The following is a 25,604-nucleotide window of genomic DNA, read 5'->3' on the forward strand; positions in this document are numbered from 1 at the left end:
AGGGCCGTAGGAAAGGAGCTCCCGCCGATGGCGGATCTGAGCAGGCGCAAGATGCTGATCACGGGCGGCGCCCTCGGGGCGGTGGGCGCCCTGAGCATCGCGAGCCCGGCGCAGGCGTGGACCTGGTCGCCCACGGGCTCGGTCGCGGGCGCCGGCGCCGGCCTCGACCCGCGCTGGGTCTGGGACGAGGAGGCCGACCCGCTCGTGGCCTCGCTGCTCGACCGGGGCGCCGTCCCCGAGGTCAACCGGCTGCTGTGGGACTGGAACCGCAACGACCAGCCCCTGCCCGCCGGCCTGCCGGGCGACCTCGTGGCCTTCATCGAGAAGGCCAGGCAGTTACCGCCGTGGGCGGACCGCGCCAAGCTGGAGACCGCGGCGACCTTCAACAAGTCGCGCGGCCTCTACCTCAACCTGCTGAACGGCGTCGGCGGCGGCATGCTGAGCACCGCCATCCCCAAGGAGGCCCGCGCGGTCTACTACTCCAAGGGCGGGGCCGACATGGAGGACCGCGTCGCCAAGACGAGCCTCCTGGGCTTCGCCGTCGGCGCGCTCAACGCCTACCGCCCCGACGGCACGTGCATCGTCCAGTCCGTCAAGACCCGGCTGGTGCACGCGGCGGTGCGGCACCTGCTCCAGCAGTCTCCCCACTGGGGCGGCGACATCCCGATCAGCCAGGAGGACATGCTCGTCACCTGGCACACCCTGCCGACCTACGCCATGCGCAAGATGCTCGAATGGCAGGTGCCGATCAAGCCCGCCGAGTCCGCGGCGTACCTGCACGTGTGGCAGGTCACCGCGCACATGCTCGGCATCAGGGACGAGTACATCCCGGCGAGCTGGGACGCCGCCAACGCCCAGTCCGACCAGATCCTGCCCCGCAACATGGGCCCGACGCCCGAGGGCGTGGAGCTGACCGACATCCTGCTGGGCCAGCTCGCCGAGCAGACCAGCCCCGGCAGCATCAGCCGGCCGCTCTGCAACGCGCTCGCCCGCTACCTCGTCGGCGACCAGGTGGCCGACTGGGACGGCATCCGGCGTGAGCCGGTGTGGGACCCGCTGATCAGCTCCGCCTGGCCGAAGCTGGTCAAGTTCCGCGAAGGGCTCATCCCGCTGCCGCTGGTGCCCTCGATCGCCTGGGTCATCGACGAGGCCGTACGGCAGTACATCCTGTTCTTCCTCACCAAGGGCCAGGAGACCAAGATCGAGATCCCGACGACCAACCGCCCCGGCACATGACCGGACCTGCCGACGAGACCATCGGGCGCCGCCGCTTCCTCGGCTACGTGGTGGCGGCGCCGACCCTGGTGGCCGCCGCCGAGCTCACCCCTCCCTCCCCGGCGGCCGCGGCCACCGGGGAGGCCACGGCGTCCGCGGGGATCCCCTCCCCGGAGCTCACCGAGCTCATCGACCTCAACGACGTCATGACCGCGGCCGCCCTGCCGACCTCGAACCTCATCTCGGTCGAGGTCGGCACGGACGGCATCGTCTCCTTCGCGCTGCCGCGGGCCGAGGTCGGGCAGGGCATCACCACCTCCTCGGCCATGCTGATCGCCGAGGAGCTGGCCGTGCCCCTGGACCGGGTCCGGGTCACGCTCGCCGACGCCCGGCCCGAGCTGGTGTTCAACCAGCTCACCGGCGGCTCGAACACGACCGTCTCGACGTACACGCCGATCCGGGTCGCCGCCTCCGTCGCCCGGCTGCGGCTGCTGGAGGCGGCGGCGGCCGAGCTCGGCGCGCCCGCCGACCGGCTGCGGCTGGAGGGCGGCGCGGTCGTCGCCCCGTCGGGCCGCCGGCTCGACATCGGCGCCCTCGCCACGAAGGCCGCGAGCGCCGGCACCCGGCAGGTGAGCGTCGAGCTCGCGCCGCGCGCCGGCTTCACCGTCATCGGCCGGCCCCACAACCGGGTGGACGCGCTGGCGGCGGTGACCGGCCGCAAGAAGTTCACCATGGACCTCGACGTGCCTGACGCCAAGCCGACCATGGTCTGCCGCCCGCCGACCATCAACGGCAAGGTCGGGTCCGTGAGCAACCTCGCGCAGGTCCGCGCCATGCCGGGCGTCACCGACGCCGTCGTCATCGCCACCGGCGTGGCCGTGCGCGCCGAGACGTTCGGCCAGTGCATCGACGCCGTACGCGCCCTCCAGGTCACCTGGAGGCCCGGGACCGCGGCCGGCAAGTCCGACGAGAGCGTGCTGCGCGAGCTGGCCGCCGCGGAGCTGCCCCTCGGGCTCCGGCCGCCGACGCCGGTCGTCGAGGGCACCTTCACCTTCCACTTCCGCGGCAACAGCGCGCTGGAGCCCAACTGCGCGATCGCCGACGTACGGGACGGCCGCGCCGAGATCTGGTCGGCGCTGAAGTCGCCGATCGTCGCCCAGCAGGCCATCGCCGCCAAGCTCGGCCTCCCGGCCGGCAAGGTCACCGTGCACGTCACCGAGGGCGGCGGCTCCTTCGGCCGCAAGCTCTTCTTCGACGCCGCGCTGGAGGCCGCCGAGGTGTCACAGAAGATCGGCAAGCCGGTCAAGCTCATGTGGCACCGCGCCGACGACGCCCGGCAGGGCCGCGTGCACCCGATGGCGACCTCCCGGGTCAGGGCCGCCTACCTCGGCCAGACGGTGCTCAGCTACAAGCAGCGGCACACCAGCGTCTCCACCGACCTCGGCCACGGGCTCGGCGAGATCTTCACCGCCATGGCCGCGCGGCTCCCGGTCGGCGACATCGGCTTCTCCCAGACGTTCTTCCACCTCAGCCAGGCCATGTCGTACGACTTCGGCGCCGCCAGCCACCTGCTCGCCGAGACCGACAAGGACTTCAACACCGGCAGCATGCGCAACGTCTACTCGCCCGACGTCACCTGCGCCCGCGAACTCATCGTCGACCAGCTCGCGGCGCGGATGGGCAAGGACCCGTACCGGTTCCGGCACTCCTTCCTGCGCGACGACCGCTCGCGGGCGGTGCTCGCGCGGGCGGCCGAGGCGGGCGGCTGGGGCCGGGCGATGGCGCCGGGCACCGCGCAGGGCATCGCCTTCCACGCCGAGTACAAGTCGGTCAGCGCCTGCCTGGTGGAGATCGACTGCCGGCCCGAGACCGTCAACAGGACCGTCCGCGACGCCGTGACCGGACCCCGCGTCACCAAGGTCGTCTTCGCCGTGGACGTCGGCCTCGCGGTCAACCCGCGCGGGCTGGAGGCGCAGATGATGGGCGGCGTCTCCGACGGCATCGCGCTGGCCCTCACCTCCAGCCTGCACCTGCGCGACGGGTACTTCCTGGAGGCGAGCTGGGACAACTACTTCTACACCCGGCAGTGGAACACCCCGCTCGACCTCCAGGTGATCGTCATGCCCAGCACGTCCGAGCAGCCCGGCGGCGCGGGGGAGCTGGCCGTGGCCGGGTCGATGGCCGCCGTCGCCTGCGCCTACGGCCGCGCGACCGGCACGATGCCCACCACGTTCCCGATCAACCACGGCACGCTCTCCTTCACCCCCAAGCCCACCGTCCCGCCGGTCCCGCCGTCCCCGACCGACGGTCTCGACCACGCCCGCTGAACCGAGGAGCCCCAGGAGTGCCCGAACACACCTTCCGCGTCAACGGCGAGCAGGTCACCGTGGACGTCGCCGACGACGTACGCCTGCTGTGGGTGCTGCGCGACGTCCTCGGCATCACCGGCCCGAAGTACGGCTGCGGCATCAACGTCTGCAAGGCCTGCACCAGCCACCTCAACGGCAAGGCGGTCAACCCCTGCGCCATCCCCGTCAAGGACCTGCGGCCGTCCGACGAGGTCACCACGATCGAGGGCCTGCCGGCCACGGTCGGCCAGGACCTGCACCCCATGCAGCGGGCCTGGCTGGAGCACGACGTCGCGCAGTGCGGCTACTGCCAGCCGGGCCAGATCATGGCCGCCGTGGCGCTGGTCAACCGGGTCGCCGCGGAGGGCCGCGCCATCACCGACGCCGATCTCGACGGCATCCGCAACATCTGCCGCTGCGGCACCTACGTCCGCATCAGGCAGGCCATCAGGAAGGGCGCCGAGCACATTTGACGCCTCGGGGACCGGCGAACCCCCGCCGGTCCCCGGCACGACCGTCCGGGGGACTCCTGGCGCGAGTTGAGCTTTTCCCGCGTCCGTCACTCTCCGTGCGTATACGTTTCCGGAATGGAGTTGTTCACCCCGACGCTCGACTGGAGCTCCGAGCTCTGGACCTCGCTGCTGTGGATCGCCAAGGCGTGGGCGATCGCCGCGGTGTGCGCCCTGGCCGTCCTCGTGCTCATCGGCCTGACCACCACGTGGGGGCGGCAGTTCTGGCACATCACCGGCGCGTACTTCACCGGCCGCGACAGCGTCAGGGTCTGGCTCGGGCTCGGCGCCCTGCTGCTGTCGGTGGTCACCGGCGTCCGGCTGGACGTGCTGTTCAGCTACCAGGGCAACGACATGCTGTCCAGCCTCCAGGTCGCGGTCCAGGGCATCGCCGTCGGCAAGGCCCCGGTGCGCGACTCCGGCGAGCAGGGCTTCTGGACGTCCCTCGGGATCTTCTGCGTCCTCGCGGCCGTGCACATCGCCCGGCTGCTGCTGGACCTGTTCCTGTTCCAGCGGTTCGTGCTCGCCTGGCGCGCCTGGCTCACCGACCGGCTCACCGGCGACTGGCTCGACGGGAAGGCGTACTACCGGTCGCGGTTCATCGACGACACCATCGACAACCCCGACCAGCGCATCCAGGCCGACATCGACGTGCTCACCGCCGGGTACGGGCCGCTGCCCAACCTGCCCAGCAACGGGGGGACGGCGGGCACGCTGCTGTTCGGCGCGATCTCGGCGGTCATCTCGATCGTGTCGTTCACCGCGATCCTGTGGAACCTGTCGGGCACGCTCTCCCTGTTCGGGACGGAGATCCCCCGGGCGATGTTCTGGATCGGGCTGGTCTACGTCCTGTTCGCCTCCGTCGTCGCGTTCTGGATCGGCCGGCCGATCATCTGGCTGGCCTTCAGGAACGAGAAGTACAACGCCGCCTTCCGCTACGCCCTGGTGCGCCTGCGCGACGCCGCCGAGGCGGTCGCCTTCTACCGGGGCGAGGTCGCCGAGCGCACGGGGCTGCGGCGGCTGTTCGCCCCCGTCGTCGCCAACTACAAGCGCTACCTGAACCGCACCATCGGCTTCAACGGCTGGAACCTCGCGATCAGCCAGAGCATCGTGCCCCTGCCCTACGTCCTGCAGGCGCCGCGGCTGTTCGCCGCCGAGATCCGCCTCGGCGACCTCACGCAGTCGGCGTCGGCGTTCAACGAGATCCAGAGCGGCCTGTCGTTCTTCCGCAACGCCTACGACGCCTTCGCCGGCTACCGGGCGGCGATCATCCGGCTGCACGGCCTGGTCGTCGCCAACGCCGAGGCCAGGGCGCTGCCGGAGGTGACGACCCGGCCGAGCACCGGCACGGAGGTCGAGCTGACGGCCGTCGAGGTCCGCACGCCCGACGGCCGGCCGCTCATCGAGCCGCTCGACCTGCGGCTGGAGGAGGGCGACACGATGGTCGTCACCGGGCCGTCCGGCAGCGGCAAGACCACCCTGCTGCGCAGCCTCGCCGAGCTGTGGCCGTTCACCAGCGGCACGCTGACCCGGCCGGGCGGGGCCAACGAGACGATGTTCCTGTCGCAGCTGCCGTACGTGCCGCTCGGCGACCTGCGGGCCGTCGTCACCTACCCCGGTGAGGAGGGCGGCATCGACGACGAGACCCTGCGCGCCACCCTGCGCGAGGTCGCGCTGCCGCACCTCGCCGAACGGCTCGACGAGGTCCAGGACTGGTCCAAGATCCTCTCTCCGGGGGAGCAGCAGCGCGTCGCGTTCGCCCGGATCCTGCTGACCAGGCCCAAGGTGGTCTTCCTCGACGAGGCGACCTCGGCGCTGGACCAGGGCCTGGAGTTCGCCCTCTACCGGCTGGTGCGGACCGAGCTGCCCGGCACCATCCTCGTCAGCGTCAGCCACCGCGCGAGCGTCGACCGGCACCACGCCCAGGAGCTCCGGCTGCTCGGCGACGGCGCGTGGCACGTGGCCCCCCTGGGCGCCGACGACGACGATCCCCTCGGCCGGCCCTCCAGCCCGGCCCACCCATGCCCATGATCACGGCATATCACGGAGCGGCGCCCGGCCAGGGCGCGTCAGGAGCTCACCGCCCCGAGAGCGGGCCGTCGCCCTCGTAGAGGGGCATGCGGGCCCAGCGCGGCGTGTCCAGCTCGCCCACCAGCAGCGCGACTCCGACCTCGCCCTTGTGGAGGCTGTCGGGCCGGTGCGCGGCCTCGCGCACCCGCGCCGCCGCGTGCCCGGCGAGCAGCCTGGCCCTGGCCCGCCAGATCGGGTCATCGGTCCTCGCGTGGTGGGCGAGCAGCGCGTACGCGCGCCCGGCGAGGCCGCAGCACAGGTCGGCGGGGCCGGGCAGCGGCGCCTCGTACGCGCTCCACGCGGCCCCCCGCGCCCATTCCTCGTACCGGCGCTCGCCGGTCAGCGAGTGGGCCAGCCACCACAGGGGCACGAGCCCGGCCGCGCCGTTGCACCAGCTCGCCCCCAGCAGCGGGTCCGGCCGCGGGCCACCCGCCTTGACCGGCCAGAGCAGGCCCCGGCCCGCCGGGCGGGCGAGCGCCCCGAGCTGGTCGAGGAAGCCGATCACTCCTTCTGGCGGCGGCGAGGACGACGCCCGCGCCCACCGGAGGAGGGCGAACAGGCAGCCCGCCCAGCCGTGCGCGGCGCCGAGGGACTGGAGCCGGTGCCCGTCCGCGACGGGGGCGGCGCGGGCCAGGCCGGCGCGGACGGACTCGCTGAGCCTCGCCCCCGTCGCCCGCAGCCTCCCCTCCAGGGCCGGACCCGCGCACCCCTCCAGCAGGGTCGCGCAGCCGAGCAGCAGGCCCGAGCGGCCGAAGGCGAGGTCGAGCTCGGGGCAGGGCGCCTCCGCCGCCCCCAGGAACGCCTCCACGGCCGCGTCCCGCGAGCGCGCGTCGCCCCGCGCCGTGGCGACGCGCGCCTGGACGAGGTGGACGCCGCTGACCTGGTGGTAGAGCGAGCCGCGGCCGGTGAGCCCCGGCACGATGCCCAGGCTCTCGTTGACGAACGCCGCCTCGCCCGCCTCCCCACCGGCCGAGGCGTCCGCCGCGGCGCGCACCGCCCAGACGTCGGCGAGCGCGAGCAGGTGCCCGTCCGCGCGCGCCTCGGCGAGCCGCAGCAGCGCGTAGGCGAAGCCGGCGGCGCCGTTCATGAGGGACGCGGTGGGCGGCACGAGCCCGTCGTCGAACAGCGGGCCTGGCACGTCGAGCCGGGAGAGCACCCGATCGAGCAGCGCCCGCTCAGGCCCGCCCGAGCCCCGTCCCGGCCCCGGCAGGCCCCGTCCCGGCCCCGGCAGGCCCCGCCCCGCCGCCCGGCCCGTTGCCCCGCCCGCTCCGTGGTCCGCCACCGGGCCCGCCGCCGTCCGGTCCGCGCGTGCGGCGGCACGCAGCGCCCGCGACAGGGCGGCGAGCGACGGGTAGCGGTCGCCGGGGCTCTTCGCCAGCGCCCGGCGCAGGACACGTTCGGTCGCCGGCAGCTCCGCCGCGCCGTGGCCCGCGAACGGCAGCGGCGGTTCGTCGCGGAGCTGGCGCAGCATGTGCTCGGGATGGAGGGAGAAGGCATGGGTGTGGGCGCCGGTCAGCAGCAGGTAGGCGAGCGCGGCGACGGCGTACTGTTCGCCGGCCGCCGTCAGGGGCTCGCCCGCCCGCCCCGCCAGGCGGGCGCGGGCGGACTCCGGTTCGAGGAAGAAGTCGACGCCGCCGCCCCGCGGCGGCGCAGGACCGGCCCCCTGATGGGCGCTGAGGCCGAAGTCCAGCAGCACGACCTCCTGATCGGGGCCCACCAGGACGTTGCGGGGATGCACGTCCCCGTGCAGCACCCCGAGCGCGTGCAGCCCGGCGAAGGCGGCCACGACCCGCTCCACCAGGCCGAGCAGGGCGTCCACGCCCTCGGGCCCGCCGAGCCTGCGGGCCTCGTCCGCCGCGTCGTGCGCGTCCACGCCCGCGACCCAGGACAGCAGCAGGTACGGGCGGCCCGCGTGCTCACCCGAGCCGAGCAGCCGCGGCCCGGCGCGGCCGTCGAGGAGGCGCAGGACGGCCGCCTCGCGGCGCAGCAGGGGAGCGAGGTCGTCCTGCGCGCCCTCCCTGGCGATCTTCAACGCGGCCGGCGAGCCGCCGGGCAGGCGGGCCAGGTGGACCTCCGTGTCGAGCAGGACCTGCACCGTCTCGACGATCTCCGCGTCCCCGACGACGTCGCCGGGCCCGAGCGCCGCCTCGATGGGCTCCAGCAGCGCGGACCCGGCCGGCAGGAGCAGGCCGTCCCTGACGAAGCCGGCGAGGACGGGGAAGACCTCCTCCAGCGTCCGCCGGGGTTCGAGCCCGGCGGCCGAGCTGAAGGTGATGACGGCGTCCACGATCGTGGTCGGCTCGCGGAACCGTTCGAGGAGCGAGGCGGTGCCCTCGTCGATGACGCTCGTGGTGGCGCGCGAGCGCGGGCGGGTGACGCAGTAGTCGCCCGGCCGGTGCTCGATCCGCTCCCGCAGCTCGGGCGGCAGCCCGGCCACCGGCGCCACGACCACGTCTCCTGGCAGCACGAAGGGCCCGAGCACCGTCATCCGCGTCCCTCCCCGGCTTCGCTCCACATGCCCTCCGTCGGCACCCACGTGCCGGTGTCGACGCCGGACAGGCGCAGCCGCTCCAGGGCGAACCGCCAGGGCGGCATGCCTGGGTGATCCGTACGCGCCGCGACCAGATGCTCGGCCAGCCGGCCGGCCACCCACATCCGCCAGCTCGTGGCGTGGGCGCTCGCGCGCGGCGGGTCCGCGCCCCAGGACACCAGCCCGTCGAGGGTGACCGCCGCGCTGAACGCGACGCCGTGCGCGGCCATCCCGTCCACCCGCCCGGCCAGCAGGGACGCGCCCTCGCGCAGGTCGTCGAGCCGTTCGAAATAGATGACGATCTTGTCGGGGCGGCAGATCCCCGCGGCCTCGCGAGCGGTCTTGAAACCCGTCACGCCCGGCGTCCTCGCGAGGCCGCCGGTGATCTCGGCCAGCGCCGCCGGCATCGTCTCGGCGGACGGGCTGACGTACAGCTTGTACGTCACCCCGGACCGCCCCCACCCGCGCCGCCCCGCCCCCACGGACCAGTGCCGCCAGGGCGACGGGCCGGCCAGGTCTCCGGTCGTCTCCGTCCAGCCGCCGGCGCGGGCCCGCTCGCCCAGCCCGCCGGGCGCCCCTCCGAGATAGGCGTCCACGGCCGCCTCGTCGGGCAGGCGGTGCAGCAGCTCCGGCGAGACGGGCTGGTGACCGTAGCCGTAGAGCCGGCCGGCCAGCGCCTCCGCCGGCAGGTCCGCCAGCGCCTGGCCGTAGCGCAGCGCCGCGACGGACAACTCGGCGATCCGGCCCTGGCCGCCGCTGGAACGCCCCGGCAGCACCGCGTCCGCGGCGGCGTACCCGGATCGGAAGCCCTCGTCGGTCAGGACCTCCAGCACGCCGTCGGCGACGAGCCTGGCGAGGGCCCGCCCGCCGTCCTCGGTCAGCGCCCTGCGGGCGAACACGGGGACGCGGCCCGGCTCGGCGAGCGTGAGGAACAGCAGCGCCGTCTCCGGCGAGCACGAGCGCACCGCGAGACCGTGGTCACCCCGAGGCCGCAGGACGCCGTAGACGTCGCCGTCGTCCTCCTCCGGCGGATGCTCGGCAGGTACGAGCTCGTAGCGGGGGTTGGCGCGGAACGTGCGTTCCCCCACGGGGCCGGCGCTCATGACGGTCTCATGACGACGAGGCCGCCAGGCGCTGTTCCAGCTCCTCGCGCAGCAGCGGCAGCGCCTCGGGCCCGGCGACGAGACGCGCCGGGTCCTCCGCGACGAGCGAGCAGTGGCAGTAGTCGATGTTCGTGAGGTAGCACGTGCAGTAGTAGGTGCATCGCGCGCCGGACTGCATCAGGGCGGCCGGCGGCTCGTCCCCGCCGTCGCGCGGAAGCTGCACGCGCAGTTTGCTCGCCTGGAAAGACATGGGAACCCCCTCGATGGACGGACGGCGACGCGTCGCGGTCACTCGTCGCGGGACTGGTCCTCCGCCTGGCGGTCGCGGAGCGCCTGCTCGGCGCGGGAGATGTCGTCGAGGTGTGCCTGGAGCTGTCTCTTGGCGGCCTCCGCCAGGAGATCCACCTCCGCCAGGCGGTGTTCGAGCTGCTTCTTCAGCAGCGGCAGGGCCTCGGGGCTCACCAGCCGCGCCCGCTCCTGCGTGATGACGATGGAGCAGTGGCAGTAGTCGATGTTCGTGAGGTAGCAGGTGCAGATGTAGGTGCCCTCGCGGGCGAGCGCCGGCTGGGCGGCCTCGTCACCGGCGGCCTCGACGAGGCTGCCCTCCGCGCCGCACGGAAGCTGGACACGTAGTCTGTCCGCCCGGAAGGACATGCGATCACTCTCCATGCTCGGCCGGTCACTCGCGACGCTATCCCGCCTCTCCTGCCGCGGCCAGAGCGCCGCCCGCTTCTTTGCCCTCCGGGACAGAAGCGCCGGCTCTCCTGCCCGACTCTTTCCCGAGACCATTCCGGGGACGCGTTTCCTGGCGATCCCGATCGGCAAGATAGCCGGTCAGGGCCGGTCCGGCCCTCCGAGAGAGTGGAACGACATGCGTGTTCGCCGGAACGATCAGGAACTCTCGCTGCGGTTCGAGAGCGGCGCGGAGCTCTCCGTGGACCTCGGCCGCCTCGACCTCACCGAGGAGCAGGACCGGGCCCTGTCCAAGCTCGTCGACAAGGCCGGCGAGCTGGACATGGAGTGCCGGGACGACGACGAGCACTGCCCGGCGCAGGCGGTGCTGAGCCGCGACGAGTTCGAGGCGGTGCGCGGGCTCAAGGTGGGACTGCAGGCCACCGGCGTCGAGGTGCGCGGGCCGATCATCGACTTCTGCCTGCACGTCCACATCGTCGGCCGGTCGGCGAAGGAATAGGCGCGTGGTGCCGCCCGCGCCCGAGGGCGCTCCGCTCGCCCGGCTCGTGGACCTGCTGCTGCGCTGGCGCATCGAGGGCCTGGACCAGCCGGTCGCGCACGCGCTGGATCGCGTGATCCGTGAGCTGGCCGCCCCGGTCCGCGCCCACGTCGTGGAGTGGCGGACCCTGCGGACGCTGCTCCACCAGGTCCTCGGCGTGACCCTGACCGTCCCCGGCGACGCCGGCGAGAGCCACGACGAGGGGCACGGCGAAGGGCACGACGAGGGGCACGACGAGGGGCACGGCGACCGCTACCGCCTGCTCAGCCGGGCGCGCGCGGCCGGCCTCCCGCTGGACGGCGTTCTGCGGCAGGACCCGCGCGAGGTCGCCAGGGACGCCTGCGTGCTGCTCCACCAGGGGCATTACCTGCCGGCCGCGCGAGCCCTCACCGTCCTGGCGGGCAGCGTGCCCGTGGGCGGCGGGGACGGCTGGGCGGAGCGGGCCGTGCGGAGGTTCGCCGACCAGGCCGCCGCCCACCTGGGCGCGCTGGCGGGCGCGTTCTCCTCCTCCGGGCTGAGGTGGGAGCTGCGGCTGCTCGCGTACGTCCGCGACCCCGGACGTGACCCCGCTTGGCGCGACGCCGCCGTGCACGAGGCGACGGTGGTCGTGTCATGACGGCGCTGAACGGCCCGGCCGAGGCCGCGCTCTCCTGGGTGGAGGAACATCTCGGCCAGTTCGGGGCGCGTACGCACGCCCGTGACGAGCACGAGCTCGTCCTGCTGCTCAAACCGCTCTCCGAGCTGGCGCTGACGGCCTCGCTGCTCGGCCGCGACCCGGCGCTGCGCGAGCGCTGCCACCGCCTCGTCACGTGGGCGTGGGACGAGGCCGAGCGCGGCGACTGCCTGCTGCGCGTCACCGCCGCCCGCCCCGAACTGGTGGAGAGCGTCGGGCTGTACGCGAGCGCGTACGAGTGCGGCCACCGCGACGAGCGCCTGCACGCCTGGTTCGCCCATCTGGCCGGCACCGCGCTGGCCGGCGGGCTGGAGATCCCGGCCTGGCGCGAGAGCGCGCTGCGCCACAACCTGGCGAGGCTGGGCCTCGCGGAACCGCCGCGGGCGTCGGCACGGGGGAGCTGGCTCGGCGCGCTGCCCGAGCCCTGGACGATCTCCGACGGCACCGGCTACCCGATGACCCACGAGGCGTTCTACCTCACCGACTTCGGGGCGCGGCCGGCCGCGCTGTCCCCGGACACCGTCGCCTACCTGGCCCAGTGGCTGCCCGCCTGGTGGCGGTGCGTGCACGGGTCGGGCAACCACGACCTGGCGGCGGAGCTGGTCATGACCGCCGCCTGCGCGGGGCTCGCGCCCATGGAAGGGGCGCTTCCCGAGCTGCTGGCCCACGCGCGGCCCGACGGCGGGTTCGCCGGCCCGGCGGGCGCGGGCGGCGACCTGCCCAGGCCCGACGGCGACGACCTGCGGCGGCGGTTCCTGCGCGACTACCACACCACCCTGGTCACGCTGCTCGCCCTCACCACCGGCCTGTGGGCCACGCGCGGCGCGCCCGTACCGGAGCTCATCGGAGGCGAGCGGACATGAGCGAGAGACATTCCAGGACCATCGCCAGGGCGGGCCGGGTCAGGCGGCTCGACGCGCTGTTCCGGGCCATGGAGAACGACTTCCTGCTGCGCGAGCAGTTCGTCACCGGGCCTTCGGAGATCCTGTCCGAGTATCTGACGGGCGAGGCGCTCGCGCCCGAGCAGTCGGCGGTCACCGACCGGCTGATCTACGCGGTGTTCGCGAACAAGAAGCTGCTGCACTGGTTCCAGGAGTACGCGCACGACCACCTCGACGACGTGCCGGCCACGCACGTGTTCCTCGCGGACTTCCTCGACGCGGTCGTCGAGCACCGCGGCCGGGCCGTCGTGGCCGCTCTCGCCGCCGGCTGCGCGGCCGGGACCGGCGTGCGCGGGCTGAGCGACGACCTGCTGCACTATCTCGTCAACCTGCACGCCGCCCAGTTCCTCAAGCACGAGGAGGTGGCCGACGAGACGAGCGCCGACGAGGCGGAGCACGACAGCGTCGCCGTGGAGCGGGACGAGGTGGCGGGCACGCTGACCGCCGTCACCTGGACCACGTACACCACGGGGACGGGCACCGGGACCGGCACCGGCGTCGCGACCCGCAGCCCGTTCACCGCCCTGCGGATGCGCGAGCGGGAGGAGACGGTGATCGGCCCCTTCATCCCGCTGTACGCCGCGGTGACCCTCAACGAGCTCGCCCGCTACGCCGCGCAGTTGCAGGACAACGGCGCCCTCGGGTACGGCTGACCGCCCATGGGCACCGGGACCGAGGACCACGCGGGCGGCCCGTCCTCCCGCGCCGCCCGCCGGGAGCGGGCGCTGCGCCTGGTGGAGGAGGGGCGGCGGGACGAGGCGCTGCCCCTGTGGCGGGCCGAGCTGGACACCGGCGAGAGCGGCCTGGCCTGGATGCAGGACCAGCTCCACGCCTTGCTGGAGCGGCGCGACCTCACGGCGGCCGGCGAGTGCGCGGCGATCGCCGCCGAGCTGCGCTGGGGTGCCGGCTCCGGCCCGGTCCCGCGCGCGTCCGTCCCCATGAGCGTGCCCAAGCTCCGGCACGACCTGCAGCAGCTCGGCCACCTGCGCGGCCAGGGCGTGCTGGGCGAGGAGCACGCGCCCGTCATCGACGCCTACCGGCGGGCGCACGACCGGCTCGCGGCCCGGGGCGCGGACGCGCGCGAGCCACTGGACGCCGCCGCCGACCCGGTGCTCGCCGGCGCCTACAACCGCCTGCTCCACGTACGGGACACGCCTCGGGTGGCGCGCGCCCTGTCCTCCCGCTGGGATCCCGCCGCGGTCGAGGAGCAGTACCTGGCGAACCCGCCGGGAGTCGTGTTCGTGGACGGCTTCCTCACCGAGGAGGCCCTCGACGGGCTGTACCGCTTCTGCCTGGACTCGACGATCTGGTCCGGCAACCGGTACGCGCACGGCCGGCTGGGCGCGTTCTTCCAGGACGGCTTCGCCTGCCCGCTGCTGATGCAGATCGCCGAGGAACTGCGCGAGGCGCTGCCGAGGCTCATCGGCGAGCGTTATCCGCTGCGCCAGATGTGGGGTTTCAAGTCGGGCCCCGAACTGCCCGCCGACGCGACCACGCACGCCGATTTCGCCGCCGTCAACGTGAACTTCTGGATCACCCCGGACAGCGCCAACCTCGACCCGGGATCGGGCGGGCTGGTGGTGCACGACCTCGACGCGCCTCTTTCGTGGGACTTCGACACCTACAACGGCCGTTCGGACCTCATCCGGCCTTTCCTGCGGGAGCGGCGGGCGCGCAGCATGACGATTCCGTACCGGCGGAACCGCGCGGTCGTCTTCAATTCCGACCTGTTCCACGCGACCGACGCGGTGCGGTTCCGCCCAGGCTACGAGAATCTCCGCGTCAACGTCACGATGTTGTACGGGGACCGCGAGGCCGAGGTCCATCACCGCGAACTGTCGGGCCCCGTCACGACGCTTTCCCGGCCCGCGTGGCGGTCGGCGGCGTTCGCGAGAAGAAAAGCCGGCGCGAGACCCCGGAAAGGATGATCCATGACCATCCCAGCGATTCAGGAACTGAAGGAATACCACCGCCGCGGCGGCGCGCGGTCCGCGGTCACGATCGACGACGAGGAGATGCGGCGGGTCACGGACGTGCTGGCCCGCCAGGGGGTCGTCGTCGCGACGCCGCCCGCCGAGCTCCGCTACATCGAGGGCCTGCTGCGCCTGCCGCTCTTCTCGATCGAGGAGTTCTTCGTCATTCCCGCCTCGGGGCATCCGGAATGCGCCTGCGGGCGTACGCCGACCGCCCTCGACCTCGTCGTGCACGCGGTCGAGAGCCGGCTGCACGACGAGCAGCTGCTGCGCGACACCCTCACCGGTGAGCACAATCTCTTCGAGTTCGCCGACGAAGGCCGCGCGGCGCCCTGCCTCAACTGCGGCCGGGAATTCCTCAGCCGCTCCTACTGGACCCACAACTACCTGTACGCCTGACCGGAAACGACAATGAAGGAGTCGTCATGCCCATTCTCTACGGACCCGCCATTCAGGAGGCCATCGCCCGGGGCGACGTCGCCGAGATGCGGCGCCTCGTCACCGAGGCGGAGGAGCACATCAAGGAATGGGGGAACGTGCCGCTGGCGCTCGAACTCCTCAAGGTCGAGCTGATGAAGGCGGAATACCAGGCGGGCTGAGCGCGGACCGGGGGAGAACGACGTCTCATGTCCGTCGAGGAGGACGGCCTGGCCCGCCGCGTGGCCAGGGAGCGGGACTTCCGCGACAAGGTGCCCGTCCACGTGGTGTGGGAGCTGACCTTGGCGTGCAACCTGAAATGCCTGCACTGCGGCTCGCGGGCGGGACCGCGCAGGCCCGCCGAGCTGACCACCGAGGAGGCTCTCGACCTGGTCGCCCAGCTCGCCGGGCTCGGCACCCGCGAGCTGACCGTCATCGGCGGCGAGGCGTACCTGCGCAACGACTGGGTCGAGATCATCCGCCGGGCCACCGAGCTCGGGATGTCCTGCTCGATGCAGACGGGAGCACGGGCGCTCACTCCTGCGCGGCTGCGCGCCGGGGCGGACGCCGGGCTGCGCGGCATCGGGGTGTCGATCGACGGGCTGCGGGACCTGCACGACGAGGTCCGCGGCGTGCCCGGCGCGTACGCCAACGCCTTCAAGGTGCTGCGGGACGCCCGTGAGGCCGGCCTGCGCGTCAGCGTGAACACGCAGATCGGCGCGCGGACCATCGGGGAGCTGCCCGCGCTCATGGACGAGCTCGTCGCGGCGGGGGTGACGCACTGGCAGGTCCAGCTCACCGTCGCGATGGGCAACGCCGCCGACCACGACGAGCTGCTGCTGCAGCCGTACCGACTGGCCGAGCTCATGCCGTTGCTGGCCCGGCTCCATCACGAGGGGCAGCGGCACGGCCTGCTGATGGTGCCGGGCAACAACATCGGCTATTTCGGCCCTTATGAGCATCTGTGGCGGAATGCCTCGTCGATGTCCGGCCACTGGAGCGGCTGCGAGGCCGGGCACACCGCGCTCGGCATCGAGGCCGACGGGACGGTCAAAGGCTGCCCCTCGCTGCCGACGTCGGCGTACACGGCGGGGAACGTGCGGGACCTGTCCGTCGCGGACATGTGGCGCGACTCGCCCGCCCTCGGGTTCCGCCGCGGCCGGGCGGGCGCGGACGAGCTGTGGGGGCACTGCGGGACCTGCTACTACGCGGACGTGTGCGACGCGGGCTGCACCTGGACGGCGCACTCGCTCCTCGGCCGGCCGGGCAACAACCCCTACTGCCACCACCGGGTGCTGGAGCTCGCCAAGAAGGGGATCCGCGAACGGATCGTCAAGGTGGCCGACGCCTCCGCCGCGCCTTTCGGCATCGGCGAGTTCGCCCTCGTCGAGGAGGCGATCCCGGCCGATCCGCGGCCGGCCGATCCGCGGCCGGCCGTGCCGGGCCGCGCCGAGCGGGCGCCCGGGGATCGCGGGGTCCCCGAGCTGCGGCTGTGCGGCGACTGCGCGCACTTCGTCATGGCCGGGGACGCCGCGTGCCCGTTCTGCAGCGCCGACGTGGCCGAGGCCGAGGAGCGGGCCCGCGCCGTCCACCGGCGGCGGACGGAGCTGATGGACCAGGTGAAGGCGCTCATGCGCCAGGAGACGTGAGTCCGCGCGCCCCCGCCGGGGCAGGTGAGCGGGGGCGCGCGGACGGGGAACCGGCCGGGGCGGGACGGTGCCGCGCCCCGGCCGGTCGGGTCACGAGGCGTAGGTCTCGAACTCGGCGACCTTCGGGGTGCCGGACGCGCCGGTGATCCTGAAGGTGATCTTGGTGAGCGAGGTGGGGGTGAAGGTGATGGTCCCCGCGCCGCTGCCCGACTTCAGCACGGCGCCGGTGCCGGCGTTGAGGAGCTGCCACGAGCCGATGACCCCCGAGGAGCCGGCCGCCTCACGGATGACGACGCTGGAGACCGTCGTGGCCGACCCCCACTTGATGGAGATGTCGCCGGTCGAGCCGGACGGCGACCAGTAGGTGCTCATGTCGCCGTCGCGCACGTTGCCGTAGCTCGTGCCGCTCGCCTTGCTGGAGCCGTCGGAGCCGGCCCCGATGCTGAGGTTGGTCCCGCCGGGCGACGAGGTCGGGGTCGTGGTGGGCGAGGACGTCGGCGAGGACGTGGGTGACGACGTGGGGCTCGCCGTGGGGGACTGGGGCGTGCAGCTGCCGTTCGACACCTGCAGGCCCTTGTCGGCGCCCGCCGTGCGCCGGACGACGTCCGGCACGCAGCTCGCCGCGTCGAGGCTGTAGGAGTAGGGGACGCTGACGGAGGTGGTGGACTGCACGTTCGGCCCGGCGGGGTTGTTGTCCGAGCCGGGGGCGGACCAGGTCACGTTGTCGAAGATGTTGCCCGCGACCTGCCAGTAGCCGGCCTCGCTGGTGTAGAAGGTGCCGAGGACGTCCTTGGAGTCCTCGAAGTAGTTGTTCTCCACCTTGGCGCGGGCTCCGGCGCGGGAGTTGATGCCGGACTCGTGCAGGTTCACGTAGTGGTTGTCGTAGATGTGGGCGATGCCGCCCCGCAGCAGCGGGGTTCGGGAGTCGATGTTCTCGTACAGGTTGTGGTGGAAGGTGACGTAGCCGTTGGAGCGGTCGCTCTCGCTGGAGCCGATGAGCCCGCCGCGGCCGGAGTTGCGCAGGACGCTGTAGGACAGCGTCACGTACTGGGTGTTGTCCTTCATGTCGAACAGGCCGTCGAAGCCCTCCGACTCGCCGCCCGACGCCTCCAGCGTGACGTGGTCGACCCACACGTTGCGGACGTCGCTCTCCATGCCGATGGCGTCGCCGCCGTTGGACGTGGGGGAGCCGGACTTCTTGACGTTCCTGACGGTCACGTTCTGGATGATGATGTTGCCGGCCTCCCGGATGTGGATGCCGAGCTGGTCGAAGACGGCTCCGCTGCCGACCCCGACGATCGTGACGTTGCTGATCTGCTTGAGCTCGATCACGCCGGCGGCGGTGTTGCAGCTCCCGCCCGACACCTTCGCGGTGTTGCCGTGGTTGATGGTCCCCTCGACCTCGATGGTGATCGGGGTGCTGCTGCTGGCCCGGTTGCACAGGGCCTGGTGGATCGCGGTGCCCGTGGTGGCGCGTACCGTCTGGCCGCCCGCGCCGCCGGTGGTGCCGCCGTTGACGGCGGCGTAGCCGGTGGCGGTGCCCGTCGCCGCCGCCGACGCCTGGAGGCCGGGCAGGGCCGCGCCGACCGCGGCGGCGGCGGTCACCGCGGCCAGCGCCGCCGCGAGCCGCGCCGCGACGGCCCGTCTCGTCCTCGGCCCACCGGCGGCCACGCCCCTCCTGTCGAACTTGCTCATCACAGCCGAACTCCTTGCTGGTCCGGCAGGCCCTCGGGGCCTGCGCTCCGGGTCCCCCCAGCGAGTGCGCATCGCCCCCACACCGTAGGAAAGCGCTTTCCTAGGTGTCAACGCGCCATGAAACTTTCATGGCGCGTCACGGTCGTGACCCGCGATGCTGCTGTGATCCGCGAAGCCGCAAGGGATGTGACGGCCGAGGCCCGGGCGGTGGTCCAGGACAGGCGCTGCCCGGCGAACGGATCAGGCCCGCCGTGGTCGCCTCCGGAAGGTCGCGACGGGAGTCATGACCGGTGGATGGCCTTCGTGGCGGGCGAGCGCCCGCACTCGACCCAGCGGCCCCACCCGCTGGAGGCGTCCGCCGCGCCGGGGGCGTCGGCGGTCCCGTTTATGGCGACGCACCTGCCGTACGCCTTCACCTTCACCGGTCCCGCGTAGTACCGGAAGGCGCCCTCGTCCGTCTCGCCGTGCTGGGGGACGAAGGAACCGGCGCGCACGAGAAGGGTCACCAAGGTCTTGGTAGGGGTCCCGACGGAGTATCTCTTCATGGTGACGGCGCAGTGCTCCCCGGTCAGGCCGTTGTAGAGCAGGAACACCTGACCGTAGAGGGTGTTCGTGTGGTCGGTCACCGACCTGGTGTGCTCGTTCAGCACGTGAAAACCGCTGCCGCACACCCGCTCCGGGGTGTACCCGGTCGCGGCGGCGGGGGAGGCGGCGAGTGCGGTGGTGAGCACGGCCGCCGTGGCGAGCCGCGCGATGACGGATCCGGTCATGAAGATCCTCCTGTGGACGCTGATCATCCGGCGACTCCGATGGTGACCGGCGCCCCTGTTGTACGGGAGGGCTCGCCGCGTAATCCTGCCCGATCGCGGACAAAGAGTTGTCCGCGGACAACTCCTTCTGTTGACTTGATCATCATCGAGGGAGGAACGGGGGAGGCGGCCGGGATGAACCGCAGGGCGGGCAGGCCCCAGGGCGGCCCTCGCGGCGGCACCGAGCAGGCGAACGCGCTGGCCGAGTTCCTGCTGGACCTCACGGCCGGGGCGACCGTCCGCGAGCTCGCCGCGCGGTATCACGTGGGCAAGACGCTCTGGGGCGAGTACCGCGCCGGCGTGAAGATCATCCCGCTGGAGCTGCTGGACCGGCTGGTACGCGACCACACCCCGGACGAGGACACGCACCGGGCGCGGCTGGCGACCGCCACCCGGCTCCACGCGGCGGCCACGGCCGCCCAACGGGCCCAGCCCGCGCCGGAAGCGGCCCCCGGAGCCACGCCCGACGGGCCCGCGCCGGAAGCGGCCACCGGAGCCACGCCCGGCGGGCCCGCGCCGGCGGCTTTCGCCGAGCCGGTCGGCGGCCCTCTCGGAGCGGCAGGCGGCGGCCCTCTCAGGGCGGCCGGCGGGACTCCCGGGGAGGTGGTGCGGCGGCGGCGGTCACGTCCGCTGCTTCTCGCTGCGGCCGGCACCGCGCTCACGCTCCTCGCCGCGCTCGTCCTGGTGCTCGCCTGGGGCCGGCCCCGCGACGACGCCGTGTACGCCGCCGGACCGGGCGGCGCCGGCGTCTTCCGCTGGGGCGGCACGGACGCGGCCGGATGGACGAGGATCGGCGACGAGGCCAAGCGCCTCTACGCCGGGCCCGCGGGCGTGTTCGCGACCCGCGCCGACGACCGCCTCTACCGCTACGAGGGCGAGCCGGGCCGCTGGTCGCCCATCAGCGAGCCGGGCCGCGACTTCGCGGTCAGCGGCGAGCACGTCTTCCGGCTGGCCGCCGACGGCGGGTCCGTGGCCGCGTGGGACGGCGACGGCATGTCGTGGACCACGATCGGCGGCCCCGCGACACGGCTGTACGGCGGCGCGCCCGGCCTGTTCGCCACGGAGCCGGGAACGGGCTTCATCCACCGCTACGAGGGCGTCCCCTTCACCTGGAGGCGGATCGGCACGGCGGGCGCCGCGTTCGCGCTCACGGGCGAGGACCTGTACGGCCTCGTCCCCGACCGGACGCGGGTCAACCGCTGGCGGCCGGAGGACCGGACGGAGCCCTGGCCGATCTGGGCGTACGCGGCCGGCGAGGCGGCGGAGCTCTGGGGCGGCGGCGCGGGCCTGTTCTCCACGGACGCCTCGCGCTCGCGGCTGCGCGTCCTCGCCGACGCCGACAACGGCGTCGCCGACCAGGCGTGGCGGGACATCGGCCCGGCCGGCGCGGAGATGGCGGTCGGCGGGCGGGCGGTGTACGTCCTGACCGGGGACCGCTTGCGGATCCTGCGCTGGTCGGACGGCGCCTGGCAGGAGATCGGCGGTCCCGCCCAGACCCTGGCGGCGGGCTGAGACCCGCCCTACTTCTGGTGCTGCCGGCGCACCATCGCCGCGATCCAGACGGGCGCGTAGGGGGACGTGCAGCCCGGCGAGGTCGGATAGTCCTTGAGCACTTCCAGGCGCTCGCCGATCTCGACGGCGCGGGCGCGGTGCTCGGGATGCTCGATGCCGATCTGCGCCAGGCAGGTGTTCATGGCCCACTGCAGGCGGTCGGGGGCGGCCTTCATCCCGGACTCGATGACGTCGAGCAGCTCGGCGAGGTCGAGCCCGCCGGGTCTCTTCGCCACGCGTTCGGCGGTCAGCGCCCAGCCGGCGCTCGCGACCACCGGGTCCGGGTCGGCGGACCAGGCCACGCGCAGCTCCTCGGCGTGCGGGCTCTTCTTCACCACGTAGTTGACCAGCCAGTCGTGCACCTTGGGGGCGCCCGCCTCGCGGATCATGGCGTCCAGCTCGTCGCGCCCGAACGCCTTCGGCCGGCAGATCAGGAGCGCCAGCAGCCGGGCCGCGGTGTCGCCGGTCTCCCAGAGCCGGCGCGCGAGGTCCTGCTGCGTCCTCAGCCGTTTGGCGAGGGCACGCAGCTGGCCGAGGTTGACGCCGTGATCGTCACCGTGCCGCGCGTTCACCGCGCGGATCTTCGGGTCCTCCATCGCGGACAGTTCGGCCATCACCTCGGCCACCGTCACTTCGGCCACCGTCATCCCGGTCTCCTGTCGTTTCGGCACCAAATCTTGGCTCTTCACAAAAAGCGCGGCAGTTTCGATGGTGACCCTCGCCGGGACCGGGGCGTCGCGGCGAGGGTGCGGACACTGATACAGGAGTGGCCGGCAAATGCGTTACTTCTTAATGCGCGGCCTCGTACTGCTTGATCAGCGTCGCGGCAATCCGGCCCCGCTCGCTCACGGGCAGGCCCTGCGCCTTGGCCCACTTCCGGATCTCCGTGGCCTTCTCCCTGCCCACCTCACGGGCCGAACCGGCGCCTCCGCGCCGGCCGCGCTCCTTGGTCGCGCGGACCGCGCGCGCCTTGGTGATGAAGGGAGCCAGAGCCTTCTCCAATTTCTCTCTGTTCTCGCCGGACAGGTCGATCTCGTAGGCGGTGCCGTCGAGAGCGAACCGCGTGGTGCCCTCCGCCTCACTGCCGTCGATGTCGTCGAGAAAAGATTCCACGATGCGCTTCGCCATAAGTTGCTCCAAACCCCGATGTTGCCTGCGGATACTGTAGTCCCCTTCAGAGACCCACGCATCCTCACAAATGCCATGTCGCGAATAGCGGGCCATGTCCTCACCGCCCGCCGACCGGCGCTTTGACGCGGCCCGCCCTTGGCCCACGGCCTTCGGCGTCGCGCGAGTTCCGGCCCGCAAGCCGCGTTGATTCGCCTTTCCCCGTCATTCCCGGCCGTTGAGCCGCGGCTCAGGACGGGGGCCGGACCAAGACCGGAAGGGCCGTCATGACCAGGCGAAAGACGCGGTCCGCCGGCGGCCCGGCCGGAAGCCCGCGTCCGCGCCGGTCCGGCGCGCGGGTCACACCTGGCCGGGGTATGCGGGAATCCGGGCTTGTCGCGGGCCGCGCGCCCGTACGGATCCAGGAAGGCGCGGCTGTTTCGGCGTCAAGGGGCACCGGAGGCAATGCCGTCCCGTTTCTGCCGAATCCGGAATTGAATCGGACTTCAAGACCCGCGCGTCACCCCGTATCCGCGTTCTCGCCCCTTCCCGCCTCAAAGATCAGGAAGACCGCGCACGACACCAGCGCCCAGGCGGCCAGCACGAGGAACGGCATGAGCCGCTGATGCCCGCCGAAGTAGACGGCGGTGTGCTGGGCGTTGACCGAGGCCCCCGGCGGCAGCCAGCGCCCGATCAGGCCCAGCGGCGACGGCAGCAGCGGCCAGGACACCGCCCCGCCCGAGGAGGGGTTGCCGAGCAGCACCATCAGCCCCCACGTGGGCACCATCGCCCAGCGCCCGATGAGCGTGTGGAACATGGTGAACAACATCCCCGACGCGAACATGGTCAGCGCCAGGATGAACCAGGACTCCGGCACCGGCAGCCGGACCGCGCCGAGCACCCAGTCGACGGCGGCCACGATGGCGAGCGCCCCCAGCGCCGCGTACGCCGCCGTGAACGCGACCCGCTCCCACGGGGCCAGCCCGCTCGCGTGGGCGTTGAGCTGGACGGCCCCGACGAAGCCGATGACCACGGACGCGAGCGTGATGTAGAACAGCGCCAGCCCGCGCGGATCGCCCCGCTGCAGCGGCTTCAGGTCCCGGATGGTCAGCCGCACGCCGATCTGCCGGGCCACCGCGGGCGCGGCCTCGGTGAGCAGCTGCGCCACCGACGCGCCCGAGGCGCTCGACGTGTAGAGGGTCACGTCGTCCCCGCGCACCACGAGGACGCCGAAGACGCGCTGTGCCTCGACCGCCTGCAGGGCCTGCTCGAAGCCGGGCTCGAAGGACAGGGCGAGCGAGGCGTTCAGCCGCTTCTCCAGGCCGGCGGCGAAGGCCGTGCCGCGTACGGTCTGATGGCTGACCCCCACCACCGCGACCGGCACCCGGTGCGGGGTCGGGTCGGCCATGGCGTAGGTGTAGGACCCGGCGAACAGTCCCGCCGCGGCAGCGAGCATCAGCGCGAGCACGGTCGCGGGAAGAAACCGTGATTCCTTGAATTCCGCCCACCGGCGGCTCGTCCGGTCGCGCATGCGCTCACGCTAGGCACGCGGCCGCGGCCGGCCCGTCCGCCGACACGCGGTTCTGGGTGCCCTTCACCTGATCTTCTCCCGGACGTTAGGGTCGGGAGTCCTATGCACGGGTTACCGGAGTTGACGGAGTCCGACCCCTCGCACCTCGGGGAGCACGCGCTCGCCGGGGTGCTGCGCCGGACGCGGTGGTCGGTCGTCTACCTGGGGCGCTCGGCGGCAGGGCCGGTGGCGATCGAGCTGCTGCCGCCCGGCCACGTCGAGAGCCGGCGCGCGCTGGCCGCGGCGGCGGAGCGGGTGACGGAGCCGTCCGTCGCGCGGGTGCTCGGCTCCGGCCTGTACGGCGACCGCCTCTACGTGGTCGCCGAGCACGTCGAGGGCGTGCCGCTGGCGGAGCTGATCCGCCGCGAGGGCCCGCGTGACGCCGCCTGGCTCCACCGGTTGGCGGCCGCGACGGCGGGCGCGCTGGCGGCGATGCACGAGGCGGGCGTCACGCACCTGGGCCTCGGGCCGGACGCCGTGGTGCTCGGCCCCGAGGGGCCGAAGGTGACCGGTTTCGGCGTGCACCGGCATCCGGATCCGGAGGCCGTGCCCGCCTTCCTGGCCCCTGAGCAGGTGGCGGGGCATCCGGCGGGGCCGCCGGCCGACCTGTTCTCCTGGGCCGCGACGATGGCGTACGCGGCGACCGGCGTCCCCCCGTTCGGCGCGGACGCCGCGCAGGCCGTCGCCCACCGGGTCCTGAACGTCCCCGCGGACCTGTCGCCGCTCCCCGAGCCGCTGCGGGCCGTCGTCGACCGGTGCCTCGCCAAGCAGCCCGACCACCGGCTGACCGCCCGGCAGGCGCTGGCGTCCCTGCACGGAGACCGACCCCAGCCCACCGCCGCGCCCCAGCCCTTCTACGGGCCGACGCCCGTCCACGGGCCTTCCCCCGCACCTGCCGCGCGTGGGTTCGGGCTGGTGGCGGGGCTGGTGACAGGGGTCGTGGCCGTGCTCGTGGTGGCCGCTGTCGCCGCGTACCTCCTGCTGGGCCGGGCGGCGCCGGAGCCGGCGGTGGTCGCCACCGCGGCCCCCAGCGCCGAGGCCGAGACGGCGACGCGGGCGTCGGTGGCCGGGCGGTGGGCCGGCACCTATGTGTGCAACCAGGGCAAAACCACGCTCCGGCTCATCATCACCGAGAAGTCCCCGGGCGAGCTGACGGCCGTCTTCGCCTTCACGGCCCACGCCGGCAACCCCGGCGTCCCCCCGGGCTCGTTCGCCATGACCGGGCGGCTGGACGGCCGGACCCTGCGGCTGGACGGCGAGCGCTGGATCGACCGGCCGGGCGAGTACCTCATGGTCGGCCTCCGCGCGGATCTCACCGATGACCGTCCCGCCACGATCAGCGGCACGGTCATCGGCGGAGGGTGCACCACCTTCGAGATTTCCCGTCAAAACCAGTAGGGAATATTGACTTATCCGGAATGTCGGCTTAGCGTCGGACGTATGACGCAGGGTCTCCTCCTGACCAAGCGCTCCCACGTGGACTTCTGCCACGTCGCCAGCGCCCAGTGTCGCTGATCACGGTTCAAGGGCCGGCGGGCCCGTAGCAGCCCGCCCTGTCTTGATGTTCCCGGCGTGGCCGCCGCAGCCCGCGCCGCCGATCCAGGTCCACGCCGCGCGTCCCGGACGATCCCGGGACGGCGCGAGCATGCCGTACGTCGTGAGGATCTCTCGTGATCATCTCTCCAGTCAGCCTCCCCCACCTCCAGTCCGGCCTCGCCGTCACCTCCGACCTCTTCCGCCGCGCCCTCGCCGCCCACGCGAGCGGCGTCGTCGTCATCACCGCCCAGCACGCGGGCCGGCCCGCCGGGCTGACCGCCACCTCCTTCTCCTCCGTCAGCCTCGAACCGCCCCTCGTCTCCTTCTACGTGGACCGTTCCTCCACCACCTGGCCGTCGCTGCGCGCCGCCGACCACTTCGCCGTCAACGTGCTGGCCCACGACCAGGCCGACCTCGCCGCCCGCTTCGCCAGCAGGGGCGTCGACCGCTTCGCCGAGCCGACCCGCTGGCGTCCCGGCCCCCTCGGCGCGCCGCTGCTCCAGGACGTCTCCGCGCACCTGGTGTGCCTGCCGTACGAGACGGCCGAGGTCGGCGACCACATCCTCGTCGTCGGGCTCGTCGTCGAGGCCGACCCTCAGGGCCCCGGCCGCCCGCTGCTCTACCACCAGGGCCGCTTCGGCCGCTTCCTCGCCCACCCCGAATCCTGACCTGGAGCG

The 25,604-nt window shown here is 73.2% G+C and carries 24 protein-coding genes; 15 read left to right on the plus strand and 9 right to left on the minus strand.

Annotated elements, in window-relative coordinates; genetic code table 11:
* Positions 1-27 precede the first annotated feature (27 nt).
* From Nocox_RS19360 to Nocox_RS19375, 4 genes are all read left to right on the plus strand, one after another.
* Positions 28-1,236: an oxygenase MpaB family protein gene (locus Nocox_RS19360; protein WP_020539743.1), complete on the plus strand. Its 1,209-nt coding sequence runs from the start codon at positions 28-30 to the stop codon at positions 1,234-1,236.
* Positions 1,233-3,542, plus strand: coding sequence for a molybdopterin cofactor-binding domain-containing protein (locus Nocox_RS19365; RefSeq protein ID WP_020539742.1), 2,310 nt, complete (start codon positions 1,233-1,235; stop codon positions 3,540-3,542). The genes Nocox_RS19360 and Nocox_RS19365 overlap by 4 nt, the downstream gene beginning before the upstream one ends.
* A 17-nt stretch (positions 3,543-3,559) precedes the next feature.
* On the plus strand, positions 3,560-4,036 hold the full coding sequence (locus tag Nocox_RS19370; protein WP_020539741.1) for a (2Fe-2S)-binding protein: 477 nt from the start codon (positions 3,560-3,562) through the stop codon (positions 4,034-4,036).
* Between the two features lie 114 nt (positions 4,037-4,150).
* A complete protein-coding gene (locus Nocox_RS19375; RefSeq protein WP_033407458.1) occupies positions 4,151-6,103 on the plus strand; it encodes an ABC transporter ATP-binding protein/permease in 1,953 nt (650 codons plus the stop codon).
* A 46-nt stretch (positions 6,104-6,149) separates the two neighbouring features.
* Here Nocox_RS19375 and Nocox_RS19380 read toward each other — a convergent pair whose 3' ends face one another.
* Genes Nocox_RS19380 through Nocox_RS19395 form a run of 4 tightly spaced genes read right to left on the minus strand, consistent with a single transcriptional unit; the run spans position 6,150 to position 10,429 of the window.
* Positions 6,150-8,630 (minus strand): lanthionine synthetase LanC family protein, encoded by a 2,481-nt coding sequence (locus Nocox_RS19380; protein ID WP_026213658.1) that lies wholly within the window; start codon positions 8,628-8,630, stop codon positions 6,150-6,152.
* Entirely contained in the window at positions 8,627-9,775 is a 1,149-nt protein-coding gene (locus Nocox_RS19385; protein ID WP_020539739.1) for a hypothetical protein, read from the minus strand. Before Nocox_RS19385 ends, Nocox_RS19380 begins: the two co-directional genes overlap by 4 nt.
* Positions 9,776-9,782: 7 nt before the next feature.
* Complete coding sequence (locus Nocox_RS19390) at positions 9,783-10,025, minus strand: hypothetical protein (RefSeq protein WP_020539738.1); 243 nt, start codon at positions 10,023-10,025, stop codon at positions 9,783-9,785.
* 38 nt (positions 10,026-10,063) lie between these two features.
* Positions 10,064-10,429, minus strand: coding sequence for a hypothetical protein (locus Nocox_RS19395; protein ID WP_020539737.1), 366 nt, complete (start codon positions 10,427-10,429; stop codon positions 10,064-10,066).
* Between the two features lie 217 nt (positions 10,430-10,646).
* On the opposite strand from Nocox_RS19395, the gene Nocox_RS19400 reads away from it, so the two are divergent.
* The 8 genes from Nocox_RS19400 to Nocox_RS19435 are packed head-to-tail and all read left to right on the plus strand — an operon-like array spanning position 10,647 to position 16,659.
* A complete protein-coding gene (locus Nocox_RS19400) occupies positions 10,647-10,967 on the plus strand; it encodes a hypothetical protein (RefSeq protein WP_020539736.1) in 321 nt (106 codons plus the stop codon).
* A gap of 4 nt (positions 10,968-10,971) precedes the next feature.
* Positions 10,972-11,622, plus strand: a complete 651-nt coding sequence (locus tag Nocox_RS19405; protein ID WP_020539735.1) for a hypothetical protein — start codon at positions 10,972-10,974, stop codon at positions 11,620-11,622.
* Positions 11,619-12,542: a DUF6895 family protein gene (locus Nocox_RS19410; RefSeq protein ID WP_020539734.1), complete on the plus strand. Its 924-nt coding sequence runs from the start codon at positions 11,619-11,621 to the stop codon at positions 12,540-12,542. The genes Nocox_RS19405 and Nocox_RS19410 overlap by 4 nt, the downstream gene beginning before the upstream one ends.
* Positions 12,539-13,273 carry a hypothetical protein gene (locus Nocox_RS19415; RefSeq protein WP_020539733.1) on the plus strand — a complete coding sequence of 245 codons (735 nt, stop codon included), beginning with the start codon at positions 12,539-12,541 and terminating at the stop codon, positions 13,271-13,273. The genes Nocox_RS19410 and Nocox_RS19415 overlap by 4 nt, the downstream gene beginning before the upstream one ends.
* Positions 13,274-13,279: 6 nt before the next feature.
* The gene (locus Nocox_RS19420; protein ID WP_020539732.1) at positions 13,280-14,548 is read left to right on the plus strand and encodes a hypothetical protein; all 1,269 of its coding nucleotides are present in this window, start codon (positions 13,280-13,282) and stop codon (positions 14,546-14,548) included.
* Between the two features lie 3 nt (positions 14,549-14,551).
* The gene (locus Nocox_RS19425; RefSeq protein WP_020539731.1) at positions 14,552-14,992 is read left to right on the plus strand and encodes a hypothetical protein; all 441 of its coding nucleotides are present in this window, start codon (positions 14,552-14,554) and stop codon (positions 14,990-14,992) included.
* 26 nt (positions 14,993-15,018) lie between these two features.
* Positions 15,019-15,192, plus strand: a complete 174-nt coding sequence (locus Nocox_RS19430; RefSeq protein ID WP_020539730.1) for a DUF1843 domain-containing protein — start codon at positions 15,019-15,021, stop codon at positions 15,190-15,192.
* Between the two features lie 27 nt (positions 15,193-15,219).
* A complete protein-coding gene (locus Nocox_RS19435) occupies positions 15,220-16,659 on the plus strand; it encodes a GDL motif peptide-associated radical SAM/SPASM maturase (RefSeq protein WP_020539729.1) in 1,440 nt (479 codons plus the stop codon).
* Positions 16,660-16,749: 90 nt separating this feature from the next.
* Here the strand turns inward: Nocox_RS19435 and Nocox_RS19440 are convergent, their stop codons facing one another.
* Both Nocox_RS19440 and Nocox_RS19445 read right to left on the minus strand, forming a co-directional pair.
* Complete coding sequence (locus Nocox_RS19440; protein ID WP_020539728.1) at positions 16,750-18,354, minus strand: pectate lyase family protein; 1,605 nt, start codon at positions 18,352-18,354, stop codon at positions 16,750-16,752.
* A gap of 281 nt (positions 18,355-18,635) precedes the next feature.
* Positions 18,636-19,124, minus strand: coding sequence for a hypothetical protein (locus tag Nocox_RS19445; protein WP_157382692.1), 489 nt, complete (start codon positions 19,122-19,124; stop codon positions 18,636-18,638).
* 135 nt (positions 19,125-19,259) lie between these two features.
* Here Nocox_RS19445 and Nocox_RS19450 point away from each other — a divergent pair, with 135 nt between their 5' ends.
* Positions 19,260-20,675 carry a hypothetical protein gene (locus Nocox_RS19450; RefSeq protein ID WP_157382691.1) on the plus strand — a complete coding sequence of 472 codons (1,416 nt, stop codon included), beginning with the start codon at positions 19,260-19,262 and terminating at the stop codon, positions 20,673-20,675.
* 8 nt (positions 20,676-20,683) lie between these two features.
* Here the strand turns inward: Nocox_RS19450 and Nocox_RS19455 are convergent, their stop codons facing one another.
* From Nocox_RS19455 to Nocox_RS19465, 3 genes are all read right to left on the minus strand, one after another.
* Positions 20,684-21,361, minus strand: a complete 678-nt coding sequence (locus Nocox_RS19455) for a DNA alkylation repair protein (protein WP_020539726.1) — start codon at positions 21,359-21,361, stop codon at positions 20,684-20,686.
* Positions 21,362-21,503: 142 nt separating this feature from the next.
* Entirely contained in the window at positions 21,504-21,842 is a 339-nt protein-coding gene (locus Nocox_RS19460; RefSeq protein ID WP_020539725.1) for a histone-like nucleoid-structuring protein Lsr2, read from the minus strand.
* A 499-nt stretch (positions 21,843-22,341) separates the two neighbouring features.
* Positions 22,342-23,352, minus strand: a complete 1,011-nt coding sequence (locus tag Nocox_RS19465; protein ID WP_051112369.1) for a hypothetical protein — start codon at positions 23,350-23,352, stop codon at positions 22,342-22,344.
* Positions 23,353-23,472: 120 nt separating this feature from the next.
* Here Nocox_RS19465 and Nocox_RS19470 point away from each other — a divergent pair, with 120 nt between their 5' ends.
* A complete protein-coding gene (locus tag Nocox_RS19470) occupies positions 23,473-24,789 on the plus strand; it encodes a serine/threonine protein kinase (protein ID WP_051112368.1) in 1,317 nt (438 codons plus the stop codon).
* A gap of 272 nt (positions 24,790-25,061) precedes the next feature.
* A complete protein-coding gene (locus Nocox_RS19475) occupies positions 25,062-25,595 on the plus strand; it encodes a flavin reductase family protein (RefSeq protein WP_020539723.1) in 534 nt (177 codons plus the stop codon).
* Positions 25,596-25,604 lie beyond the last annotated feature (9 nt).

This window comes from Nonomuraea coxensis DSM 45129 (assembly GCF_019397265.1).
GTDB classification, from domain to species: domain Bacteria; phylum Actinomycetota; class Actinomycetes; order Streptosporangiales; family Streptosporangiaceae; genus Nonomuraea; species Nonomuraea coxensis.